Source organism: Paracoccus nototheniae (genome assembly GCF_004335005.1).
Classification (GTDB): Bacteria; Pseudomonadota; Alphaproteobacteria; order Rhodobacterales; family Rhodobacteraceae; genus Paracoccus; species Paracoccus nototheniae.
In genome coordinates this window covers 144,178-154,791 of sequence record NZ_RQRT01000005.1, presented here as the reverse complement: position 1 = coordinate 154,791, position 10,614 = coordinate 144,178, and the positions used below count along the sequence as shown (strand labels likewise).

Sequence of the window (10,614 nt, the reverse complement as noted above, 5' to 3'; positions counted from 1 at the left end):
TGGGGGAAGGCGCGAATTCATCAGGGGTCCGGGGCTTTGCCGGAACGGGGGGCCTTGCCGGGGGCGGTGGCCGGGGGCGCTTCGCCCCGTCGCCGGTCGGTCCTCGAACCGATGGCGCACCGACCGGCGACCCCCCGAGGATATTTTCATGAAGAAGACCAGGGTGGGCGTCTCAGTAATGGGGTGGCGGCTGATCGGCGATGGGCAGGCTGCCGGGGGCGTCGGCCTGACGTTCGGCCTCGGCCCGCATCAGCAGGTCAAGACGGCGGGTCAGGCGCGCCAGGTCCGCATCCTGACGGGCAATCACCTCGGACAGATCCTCGGTCAGGCGGGTCAGATGGGCCAGAGCCTCTTCCATCTGTTGCAGGCGACAGCCCTGCTGCTTGTTCATGTCGCAACCTTCCGTTAGAGCGGCCCCTGAATATGGGCCCGAAAAGGCGACCGAGACCATGGCAAAAGATCAAAAGAAGCAGCCCCGCCCCAAGGCCGAGACCCCCAAGGGTTTTCGCGACACCTTCGGCGCCGATGTCACCGAGCGCAAGGCCATGCTGGACCGCATCGCCGGGGTCTATCACAGCCACGGCTTCGATCCGCTGGAAACCAGCGCGGTCGAGACAGTCGAGGCGCTTGGCAAGTTCCTGCCCGATGTGGACCGCCCCAATGCCGGGGTCTTTGCCTGGCAGGAAGAGGCCGTTCCCGGCATCAGTGGCGGGGGTGGCGGCGGGTCGGGCGACTGGCTGGCGCTGCGTTATGATCTGACCGCGCCTTTGGCGCGCGTCGCGGCGCAGTACCGCAACGATCTGCCCAGCCCCTATCGCCGCTTTGCGATGGGGCCGGTCTGGCGCAACGAAAAGCCCGGCCCGGGGCGGTTCCGGCAATTCTATCAATGCGATGCGGATACGGTCGGATCGGCCTCGGTCGCGGCCGACGCCGAGATCTGCGCCATGCTGGCCGAGGCGCTGGAGGCGGTGGGCATCGCGCGCGGCGATTATCTGGTGCGGATCAACAACCGCAAGGTACTGAACGGTGTGCTGGAAGCGGCGGATGTGTCTGCCGATCAGGCCGAGGATGTGCTGCGCACCATCGACAAATTCGACAAGGTCGGTCGCGACGGCGTGCTGGCGCTGCTGACCACGGGTCGGCGCGATGACAGCGGCGCGCAGATCGACGGCGTCGGGCTGTCGCCCGATCAGGCGGCACCGGTCTTGGCCTTCCTGACCTCGAAAGGGGCGGATAATGCGGCGACGCTGGCCAATCTGCGCGCCGCCGTGGGCGGGTCCGACATGGGCGCCGAGGGCGTGGACGAGCTGGCTCAGATGGCGGCAATGCTGGCCGCGATGGGCGTGGCCGAGGATCGGGCGGTCATCGACCCCTCGGTCGTGCGGGGCTTGGGCTATTACACCGGCCCGGTCTTCGAGGCCGAGCTGACCTTCGAGATCCTCGACGACAAGGGTCGCAAGCGCCAGTTCGGATCGGTCGCGGGCGGCGGACGCTATGACGGGCTGGTCGAACGGTTCACCGGGCAAAAGGTGCCCGCGACCGGCGTCAGCATCGGTGTGGACCGCCTGCTGGCCGCGCTGCGCGCCAAGGGTCTGGGCGGGGATGCGGCCACCGGGCCGGTCGTCGTGACCGTCATGGACCGCGACCGGATGGCCGATTACCAGGCCATGGCTGCCGAGTTGCGCGCGGCGGGCATCCGGGCCGAGGTCTACCTGGGCAATCCCAAGAATTTCGGCAACCAGCTGAAATATGCCGACAAGCGCGGCGCTCCGGTCGCGATCATCCAGGGCGCCGACGAGGCGGCGCGTGGCGTCGTGCTGCTGAAGAACCTGCCTAAAGGTGCCATGTTGGCAAAAAACATGAGCCATGATGAGTGGGCGCAACAACCGGCTCAGATCGAAGTGGCTCAAGAACGTTTGGCAGAGATGACCCAAGCGATGATCCGTCAAATCAGCCTCAGCAATTCCTACATCGCGAAAGAAGACTGATGATCCCCAAGCGTGACAAGCAGGCCGTGGGTCAGCGCCTGCTGGGCCGGTTCCGGGCCGCGGGTGCGGTTCTGGTCGCGCCCGACATCCTGCTGCCCGCCGACACGCTGCTGGATCTTTATGGCGAGGATATCCGCGCCCGCGCCTATGTCACGCAGGATCCGATCCGGGGCGAGATGATGCTGCGCCCCGATTTCACCGTCCCCGTCGTGCAGGCGCATATGGACAACGGGGCCGAGCCCGCGCGCTATTGCTATCTGGGCGAGGTGTTTCGCAAGCAGGACATGGGCGACACCCGCCCCCGGACCCTGCGCGACCACGAATATCTGCAATGCGGGTTCGAGCTGTTCAGCCGCGACCCTGACGCCGATGCCGAGGTCTTCGCCCTGTTTCACGACGCGCTGGCGCCCTTGGGTCTGCGGGCCGAGACGGGGGATATGAGCCTGTTGCTGGATGCCGTGGCGGGCCTGCCGCTGACCGAGGCGCGATCGGCGGCGCTGCTGCATCACATCTGGCGGCCCGGTCGCTTTGCCCGGCTGCTGGCGCGGTTCTCGGCCCCCGCCGTGGCGCGCGATCTTCCCGACGCCACCGCCCCCTGGGCCGGTCTGCGCGGCGAGGATGAAATGATCCGCCGCATCGCGCGGCTGCAATCGGATGCCGCCGTGGCCCCCCTGTCCGCCATCTGGACCGATCGGCTGGACCGGTTGTTTTCGTTGCGCGCGCCCGCCGCGCTGGCCCTGCCCGCGCTGGCCGAACTGGCCGCTGACATGCCCGCCATCGCGCCCGCCGTGGCCCGCATCCGCGCGCGGATGGACGCCATCGCGGCGCGCGGGATCGACCTTGGCGCGGTGATCTTTGACGCTAGCCACGGACGCACGACACTGGAATATTACGACGGCTTCACCTTCAGCTTTCAGGCGGGGGCCCTTCACGAAAGCCGGGCGGGCTGGCCTCCGGTCGCCTCGGGCGGGCGCTATGATGCGCTGACCCGGGTGCTGGGGCGGGGCCGGGAAATTCCCGCCGTGGGTGGCATCATCCGCCCCGGACTGGTGGCCGAACTGGAGGCCTCCGCATGATCCGCCTTGGGGTGCCCTCCAAGGGGCGGCTGATGGAACAGACCTTCGACTGGTTCGCCATGCGCGGCGTGCGGATGTCGCGCAGCGGGTCGGATCGCGAATATGCGGGCCGGGTCGAGGGCGCAGAGGGCGTGCAGCTGGTCCTGCTGTCGGCGGGCGAGATCCCGCGCGAACTGGCCGCCGGGCGGATCGAGCTGGGCGTGACGGGCACCGATCTGGTGCGCGAAAAGCTGGCGGGCTGGTCGTCCGAGCTGGTCGAACTGGCGCCGATGGGCTTTGGCCATGCCGATCTGATTCTGGCAGTGCCCGATTGCTGGCGCGATTGCCGCGATCTGGACGATCTGGCCGCCATCGCCCGCGATTTCCGCGCCGAACACGGGTTCCGCCTGCGCATCGCCACGAAATATCACCGGCTGGTGCGGGCGTATCTGGCCGCGTATGAGGTCGCCGATTACCAGTTGGTCGACAGTCAGGGCGCAACCGAGGGCACGGTGGCCAATCTGACCGCCGAGGCGATCGCCGACATCACCTCGTCGGGCGAGACGTTGCGGGCCAACAACCTGCGCATTCTGGATGCCGAACCGATCCTGCGGTCGCAGGCGACGCTGTTTGCCGCCCGCGCGGCGATGGGGCCGCAGCTTTCGGATTTTGCCGCGCAGCTGGGGCTGCCCGAAATCGCCACCGGCTAGATAAGCGCCGCGCCGATGAGCGCCACCCGGATCAGAACCGCCTAGATCAGAACCGCGATCGAGATCGCGGCGATCAGCGCGCCCGCACCCAGTTGCAGGATGCCCGGCAGCCAGCGCCCCGCCTGTGCCCAGGGGCCGGTTTCGGGCAACAGCGCGAAACTCCCGCGGCGCGCCCAGACTGCAAGCCCGGCCACCGCCACGGTCACGATCGCGGTGCCCAGCCCCATGGCCACGGTGCCCAGAATGCCGATGCCAAAGATCCCCATCCGCCATGTCAGAATCAAAAGGAACAGCGCCCCCGTGCAGGGCCGCGCGGCGACGCTGCCGATGACCAGCACCGCATCGCGCAGCGACCGGGTCTGCGCCACCTGCTCGGGCGTTGGACCATGGGCATGGCCGCAGCCGCAGCTGTCGTCGTGATGGTGGTCGTGATGATGATGATGATGCCCCTGCCCCGGACCATCGGCCCGCGTGGCCTCGGCCCGCAGCATCCGTAACCCGCGAAGGCCCAGCCACAGCCCTACCCCGGCGACCAGCGCGGTGCTGAGGCGGGCCATATGCGCCTCGGACAGGTCGGTCAGTGCCTCGCGTCCCAGATCCAGAAGGGTGATGCCGCCCCAGACCAGCGCCACCGCCGTGCCCGCCTGCGCCAGCGATGCCGCCAGCGACAGCCCCGCCAGCCGCGCCAACGGCACCTGCGTGCCAAAGCCATAGCTGCCGATGACCATCTTGCCATGCCCCGGCCCGATGGCGTGAAACACCCCATAGCCAAAGCACACCCAGACCAGCGAGGCGACCGCCCCCGGATCCCCCGCCCGCAGCGCGCGCAGGGCGCCCGCCATCAGGTTCTGGGCCGCGCGCTGCTGGGCGGCGGCCCAATGGTCCAGCCCGGCCAGACCGCCCGACAGCCACAGCGCCACGACGATCGACCCGACCGCCAGCCCGACCAGCGCCAGAAGACGCGGCAGGGGCCCGCTCATGGGGCCGCCCCGCAGGTGATGCGCAGCTCGTCCGCGCCGACGGCGCCGATATCGACGACCAGCATTTCCTCGGACAGGGCGCCATCGGCCTCGGCCAGACCTTCGGCCACGGCGCGGGCATAGGCGTCGGCGGCGGCAAAGGGATCGCCCACGCGCTGATCGACCGCGCACTCGGCCCCCCGGATCACCGGCGGGGCGGGAATGGCGAATTGCACGTAATATTCTGGGTCATAGACCTGCACCAGCAGCGGCAGCGCGCCGTCCAAAGGGTCCGCCAAAGGCCGCACATGGGACGAGATCAGCCGCCCGTCCTGATAGCGGGCCGAAAAGTCGCGGGGGCCGTCCAGCGCGATGCGCCGCCCCTCGACCCCCAGAAACAGGCGCCCGTCGAACCCTTCCTCCCAATCGGCGTCAAAGCCTTGCAGGGCGGCTTCTTCGGAGGGGGTCAGGATGCCGTCGCCATCGGGATCAAGGCCCAGATCCTCGATGATCAGCAGCGAATAGAAATCGTCATAGGCCCATTCGACCGTCACCTGCGTCAGCGCCCCGCCGTCATAATCCAGCACCAGACCGGCATCGATGAAGACATGCGGATGGGCCGCAAGGGCCGTGGGCGCGGTGGCCAGGAGGCAGGCAAGCGGGAATGGACGCAGGAACATGGACGGCACCTTGGCAATGTCGGCGCGCCCAGTTACGCCCCTGACGGCGCGCTTGCAAATCACTGCCGCGACAGAAAGCGCAAGGGCGCTGCCGGAACCGGGCTGCGGACGGGTCCGTTTCGCCCCGTCGGAACAGGAGAGACGATGGAACGGGGCAGACGGGCCATGCTGGCGAAGGGCGTGATGATGGCGGGCATGATGACGGCGGCGCTGGCGCTGACCGGCTGCGGACGGCTGGTCGATGCCCGCGCCACCGCGCGCGAAACCGCGTTCGAGGCCCAGTTCCCGCCCACCGGCCAGCTGCTGGAGGTGAACGGCACCACCGTTCACGCCCATATCGAGGGCACAGGCCCCGATCTGATCCTGCTGCATGGCGCCAGCGGCAGCAGCCGCGATTTCACCTTTGATCTGGTTGACCGGCTGAAGGACCGTTACCGCGTCATCGCCTTGGACCGTCCCGGTCTGGGCTGGACGGATGCCATCGGCGATCAGACCGCAAACCCCATCGCGCAGGCCGAAGTGCTGCGCGCGGCGGCGGGTCAGCTGGGCGTGCGCGACCCGATCGTTCTGGGCCACAGCTATGGCGGCGCGGTGGCGCTGGCCTGGGGATTGCGCGCACCCGGCGACACGGCGGCGCTGGTGATCGTATCGGGCGCCACGATGCCCTGGCCCGGCAATCTGACCGGATGGTACGCCTTTATCGGCACGCCTTTGGGCGACCGCGTCGGACCGCCCCTGCTGACCGCGCTGGCACCGGTCGCGCTTGGCGACCGGATCATGGCGGGGATCTTTGCGCCCCAGCCCGTGCCGCCCGGCTATGACGACTATATCGGCGTGGGGCTGGCGGTCCGGCGTCAGAATTACCGCGCCAATGCCGCCCAGATCAGCGGGCTGCGGCCCTATCTGCGGGTCATGGCGCCCCAGTATCCCCGCCTGACCCTGCCGGTCGAGGTCGTACATGGCGGGCAGGACCGCATCGTCCCCGCCAGCATCCACGCCCTGCCACTGGCCGAGGCGCTGCCCGATGCACGGCTGACGATCCTGCAAGATCAGGGCCATATGCCGCAGCATGGCGATCCGCAGGCCATCTTGGACGCCATCGACCGGGCGGCGGATCGCGCAAGAGACCGGACAGAGCGCCGCCAAGCGCCGTGAACCGGCTCGTCTGAACCGCAGGGGCTTGCGCATCCCGCGCGCCCACCGCAGGCTTGCTGGACAAACAAGACGAGGCCCCCATGCTGACCATCCACGGCGTCACCCGTTCCCGCGCCTCGCGCATCATCTGGCTGTGCCATGAACTGGACCTGCCCTTTCAGCAGGTGCCGGTCATTCAGGCCTATCGTCTGGCCGATGCCGATGCGGCGGATGCGCCCCTGAACACCCGCAGCGCCGAATTTCTGGCCCTGTCGCCCGCAGGGGCGGTTCCGGTGATCGAGGATGAGGGGCTGGTCCTGTCCGAATCCCTGGCCTGCACCCTGCATCTGGCGCGCAAGCATGGCGGCCCCACCGGCCCGCAGGATTATGCCGAAGACGCGCTGATGGGCCAATGGTCGCTTTATGGTGCCACGGCCATCGAACCCGATGCGCTGACCATCATGTATCTGCATGGCCGCACCCTGTCCCAGCCCGACGATGAGGCGCTGGTGGCCGAGGCCGCCGAACGGCTGGCCCGCCCGTTGAAGGTGCTGGACGATCATCTGGCGACCCATGCCTATCTGATCGGCGGGCGCTTTACCGTGGCCGATCTGAACATGGCCGAAATCACCCGCTATGCCATGAACCATACGGCGTTGATGGAGCCGTTTCCCGCGATCCGCGCATGGATGGCGGCCTGTCACGAACGCCCGGCCTTTCAGGCGATGTGGCAGGCGCGGCTGGCGGAACCTGAATAAACCGGGCCGTCTGCTCATCGGTCACGCAATCCGTGGGGGCCGGGACCGGCGGGGCCACAACCCCTTGCCGCCCGCCCCCGCGCCGTGAGATAACCGGCCCGACCCAAAATCCCGACCCGAATACAGCGAGCAGACCAGATGGCCGACGACCTTCTTTCAGGCAATGCCGCCAGCGACGCCTATTCCGCCTCGTCAATCGAGGTCCTGGAAGGGCTGGAACCGGTCCGCAAGCGACCCGGCATGTATATCGGCGGCACGGACGAACGCGCCTTGCATCATCTGGTCGCCGAAATTCTGGATAACTCGATGGACGAGGCCGTCGCCGGTCATGCCAGCCGCATCGAGGTCGAGCTGCTGGCCGATCACAGCATTGTCGTGCGGGACAACGGCCGCGGCATTCCCATCGACCCGCATCCCAAATTCCCCGATAAATCCGCGCTGGAGGTGATCCTGTGCACGCTGCATGCGGGGGGGAAATTCTCGGGTGATGCGTATCAGACCTCGGGCGGGCTGCATGGGGTCGGCGCCTCGGTGGTCAATGCGCTGTCCGATCTGATGGTCGTGCAGGTCGCCCGCAACAAGGAACTGTACGAACAAAGTTTCTCTCGCGGGATCCCGCAGGGGCCGGTGGCCAAGATCGGCGCGGCGCCCAACCGGCGCGGCACCACGGTCACCTTCCATGCCGACGAACAGATCTTTGGCCATCACCGCTTCAAGCCCGCGCGGCTGATCAAGATGGTGAAATCCAAGGCCTATCTGTTCTCGGGCGTGGAAATCCGCTGGAAATCCGAAATCGACGACGGCGAGACCCCGCGCGAGGCGGTGTTCCGCTTTCCCGGCGGTCTGGCCGATTATCTGGCCGAGGTTCTGGCCGGGGCCAGCACCTATTCCGACCGCCCCTTTGCGGGCAGCATCGACTTTCAGGCCAAGTTCGGCGTGCCGGGCAAGGTCGATTGGGCGGTGAACTGGACGCCCGCGCGCGACGGTTTCATCCAGTCCTATTGCAACACCGTCCCCACCCCCGAGGGCGGCACGCATGAGATGGGCTTCTGGAACGCCATTCTGAAAGGCGTGCGCGCCTATGGCGAACGGGTCAACAACAAGAAGGCCCTGCAGATCACCCGCGAGGATCTGGGCGTGGGCGGCTGCGCGCTGGTCAGCTGTTTCATCCGCGACCCGGAATTCGTGGGTCAGACCAAGGACCGTCTGGCCACGACCGAGGCCGCGCGGCTGGTCGAGAATGCCGTGCGCGACCATTTCGACAACTGGCTGGCGGCGGACCCGAAATCGGCGGGTGCCATCCTCGATTTCCTGATCCTGCGGGCCGAGGAACGCCTGAAGCGGCGTCAGGAAAAGGAAACCGCCCGCAAGACCGCGACGAAAAAGCTGCGCCTGCCCGGCAAGCTGGTCGATTGCAGCGCGACCAACCGCGAAGGAACCGAGCTGTTCATCGTCGAGGGTGACAGCGCCGGCGGATCGGCCAAGATGGCCCGCGACCGCACCAATCAGGCCCTGCTGCCCCTGCGCGGCAAGATCCTGAACGTGCTGGGCGCGGCATCCGCCAAGATGGGTGCCAATCAGGAGATCAACGATCTGTGTCAGGCGCTTGGCGTCAGCATGGGCACCCGGTTCAACGTCGATGATCTGCGCTATGACAAGATCATCATCATGACGGACGCCGATGTCGACGGGGCGCATATCGCGTCCCTGCTGATGACGTTCTTTTTCACCCAGATGCGTCCGATGATCGACAAGGGGCATCTGTATCTGGCCTGCCCGCCGCTGTACCGGCTGACGCAGGGGGCGCACCGGGTCTATGTCTCGGACGATGCGGAAAAGGAACGGATGATGGAAAAGGGCCTTGGCGGGCGCGGCAAGATCGATCTGCAACGCTTCAAGGGTCTGGGAGAGATGGACGCCAAGGATCTCAAGGACACCACGATGAACCCCAAAACGCGCAAGCTGATCCGGGTCAATATCGATGACGAAGACGGCGGCGAGACCGGCGATCTGGTCGAGCGCCTGATGGGCAAGAAGCCCGAGCTGCGCTATGAATACATTCAGGAAAACGCCCGTTTCGTCGAAGAACTGGACGTCTGACCCGGTGCCCGCCACGCTTGGTCTGTACGCGCTGGCGGCTGTGGCCGAGATTGCGGGCTGTTTCGCCTTTTGGGCATGGCTGCGGCTTGGCCGGTCCGCGCTGTGGCTGGTGCCGGGGGTCGCGGCGCTGATCCTGTTCGCCTGGCTGCTGACGCGGATCGAGGCGGATTTCGCGGGCCGGGCCTATGCCGCCTATGGCGGGGTCTATGTCGCGGCCTCCATCGGCTGGCTATGGGCGACCGAGGGCCAGATGCCCACGCGCCTCGATCTGCTGGGCGCGGGGCTGTGCATTGCGGGAACGCTGATGATCGTCGCCGGCGCGCGGGCCTAGACCCACTTTGCCAAAGGCGGCAGGCTCATCAGCACGGCATCGGCGTTGTGCCCGGTCTCCAGCCCAAATTTTGTGCCCCGGTCATAGACAAGGTTGTATTCGGCATAAAGACCCCGGTGGATCAGCTGCGTGTCGCGGTCGGCATCCGCAAAGGCCTGGGTCATCCGCGCTTCGGCCAAAGGCAGGAAGGCGGGCAGGAAGGCCTGACCCACGGCGCGGGTAAAGGCGAAATCGGCCTGCCAGTCGCCGGTATTGAGATCGTCGTAAAAGATCCCGCCGACGCCCCGCGCCCGTCCGCGATGCGGGATGAAGAAATACTCGTCCGCCCATGCCTTGAAGCGGTCATAGTAATCGTCGCCATGCGGGCCGCAGGCATCGCGCAGGGTGTCGTGGAAATGCGCGGTGTCGCCGTCGTATTCGATGCAGGGGTTCAGATCGGTGCCGCCCCCGAACCACCATGCGCCAGGCGTCCAGAACATGCGGGTGTTCATATGGACCGCCGGGGCATGGGGGTTCTGCATATGGGCCACAAGACTGATGCCGCTGGCCCAGAAGCGCGGATCCTGATCCATGCCCGCCACGCCGCGCGCGGCCATCGCCGCCTGCGCGCGCGGGGCCAATGTGCCATGCACCTGCGACCAGTTCACGCCGACCTTTTCAAAGGCCCGCCCCCCCCGCATGACCGACATCAAGCCGCCGCCGCCATCCTCGGCGCGGGTGGTGGGGGTGACCTCGAACCGGCCGGGGGCGCTGTCGCCGGGGGCGCGATCCTCGAGCGCCTCGAAGGCGGCGACGATGCGGTCGCGCAGGTCGTGAAACCAGGTGGCGGCCTGTTGGCGTTCAGTCGTCATGGGATCGGTCATCAGGGATCGGCCTCATTCGTGATTTGCAAACCCGCC

General features: G+C 67.3%; 11 protein-coding genes. 7 read left to right on the top strand and 4 right to left on the bottom strand.

Annotated elements, in window-relative coordinates; translation table 11 throughout:
• Positions 1-172: 172 nt before the first annotated feature.
• On the bottom strand, positions 173-391 hold the full coding sequence (locus tag EG885_RS04635) for a SlyX family protein (RefSeq protein ID WP_131573306.1): 219 nt from the start codon (positions 389-391) through the stop codon (positions 173-175).
• 58 nt (positions 392-449) lie between these two features.
• Between EG885_RS04635 and hisS the strand changes: the two genes are divergently transcribed.
• Genes hisS through hisG form a run of 3 tightly spaced genes read left to right on the top strand, consistent with a single transcriptional unit; the run spans position 450 to position 3,753 of the window.
• Positions 450-1,988 (top strand): histidine--tRNA ligase, encoded by a 1,539-nt coding sequence (hisS, locus tag EG885_RS04630; protein WP_131573305.1) that lies wholly within the window; start codon positions 450-452, stop codon positions 1,986-1,988.
• Between the two features lie 2 nt (positions 1,989-1,990).
• Entirely contained in the window at positions 1,991-3,064 is a 1,074-nt protein-coding gene (locus EG885_RS04625) for an ATP phosphoribosyltransferase regulatory subunit (protein WP_131573318.1), read from the top strand.
• Positions 3,061-3,753 (top strand): ATP phosphoribosyltransferase, encoded by a 693-nt coding sequence (hisG, locus tag EG885_RS04620; RefSeq protein WP_131573304.1) that lies wholly within the window; start codon positions 3,061-3,063, stop codon positions 3,751-3,753. The genes EG885_RS04625 and hisG overlap by 4 nt, the downstream gene beginning before the upstream one ends.
• Positions 3,754-3,794: 41 nt before the next feature.
• Here the strand turns inward: hisG and EG885_RS04615 are convergent, their stop codons facing one another.
• Both EG885_RS04615 and EG885_RS04610 read right to left on the bottom strand, forming a co-directional pair.
• A complete protein-coding gene (locus EG885_RS04615) occupies positions 3,795-4,733 on the bottom strand; it encodes a nickel/cobalt transporter (protein ID WP_131573303.1) in 939 nt (312 codons plus the stop codon).
• Positions 4,730-5,392: a DUF1007 family protein gene (locus EG885_RS04610; RefSeq protein WP_131573302.1), complete on the bottom strand. Its 663-nt coding sequence runs from the start codon at positions 5,390-5,392 to the stop codon at positions 4,730-4,732. Before EG885_RS04610 ends, EG885_RS04615 begins: the two co-directional genes overlap by 4 nt.
• Positions 5,393-5,536: 144 nt before the next feature.
• Between EG885_RS04610 and EG885_RS04605 the strand changes: the two genes are divergently transcribed.
• The 4 genes from EG885_RS04605 to EG885_RS04590 all read left to right on the top strand — a co-directional run bounded on the left by EG885_RS04605 (position 5,537) and on the right by EG885_RS04590 (position 9,715).
• Entirely contained in the window at positions 5,537-6,547 is a 1,011-nt protein-coding gene (locus EG885_RS04605; RefSeq protein WP_242679496.1) for an alpha/beta fold hydrolase, read from the top strand.
• 80 nt (positions 6,548-6,627) lie between these two features.
• The gene (locus tag EG885_RS04600) at positions 6,628-7,284 is read left to right on the top strand and encodes a glutathione S-transferase family protein (protein ID WP_131573301.1); all 657 of its coding nucleotides are present in this window, start codon (positions 6,628-6,630) and stop codon (positions 7,282-7,284) included.
• Positions 7,285-7,422: 138 nt separating this feature from the next.
• Complete coding sequence (gene parE, locus EG885_RS04595) at positions 7,423-9,384, top strand: DNA topoisomerase IV subunit B (protein ID WP_131573300.1); 1,962 nt, start codon at positions 7,423-7,425, stop codon at positions 9,382-9,384.
• 4 nt (positions 9,385-9,388) lie between these two features.
• Positions 9,389-9,715 carry a YnfA family protein gene (locus tag EG885_RS04590; RefSeq protein WP_242679495.1) on the top strand — a complete coding sequence of 109 codons (327 nt, stop codon included), beginning with the start codon at positions 9,389-9,391 and terminating at the stop codon, positions 9,713-9,715.
• Here the strand turns inward: EG885_RS04590 and hemF are convergent.
• Positions 9,712-10,578 carry an oxygen-dependent coproporphyrinogen oxidase gene (hemF, locus tag EG885_RS04585; RefSeq protein WP_131573298.1) on the bottom strand — a complete coding sequence of 289 codons (867 nt, stop codon included), beginning with the start codon at positions 10,576-10,578 and terminating at the stop codon, positions 9,712-9,714. The two genes, EG885_RS04590 and hemF, sit on opposite strands and share 4 nt — an antisense overlap.
• Positions 10,579-10,614: the final 36 nt, after the last annotated feature.

Excerpts from the sequence above, each read along its gene's own strand:
- EG885_RS04635 (WP_131573306.1), bottom strand. The coding sequence starts at position 391 with ATGAACAAGCAGCAGGGCTGTCGCCTGCAACAGATGGAAGAGGCTCTG.
- hisS (WP_131573305.1), top strand. The coding sequence starts at position 450 with ATGGCAAAAGATCAAAAGAAGCAGCCCCGCCCCAAGGCCGAGACCCCC.
- hisG (WP_131573304.1), top strand. The coding sequence starts at position 3,061 with ATGATCCGCCTTGGGGTGCCCTCCAAGGGGCGGCTGATGGAACAGACC.
- EG885_RS04615 (WP_131573303.1), bottom strand. The coding sequence starts at position 4,733 with ATGAGCGGGCCCCTGCCGCGTCTTCTGGCGCTGGTCGGGCTGGCGGTC.
- EG885_RS04610 (WP_131573302.1), bottom strand. The coding sequence starts at position 5,392 with ATGTTCCTGCGTCCATTCCCGCTTGCCTGCCTCCTGGCCACCGCGCCC.
- EG885_RS04605 (WP_242679496.1), top strand. The coding sequence starts at position 5,537 with ATGGAACGGGGCAGACGGGCCATGCTGGCGAAGGGCGTGATGATGGCG.
- EG885_RS04600 (WP_131573301.1), top strand. The coding sequence starts at position 6,628 with ATGCTGACCATCCACGGCGTCACCCGTTCCCGCGCCTCGCGCATCATC.
- parE (WP_131573300.1), top strand. The coding sequence starts at position 7,423 with ATGGCCGACGACCTTCTTTCAGGCAATGCCGCCAGCGACGCCTATTCC.
- hemF (WP_131573298.1), bottom strand. The coding sequence starts at position 10,578 with ATGACCGATCCCATGACGACTGAACGCCAACAGGCCGCCACCTGGTTT.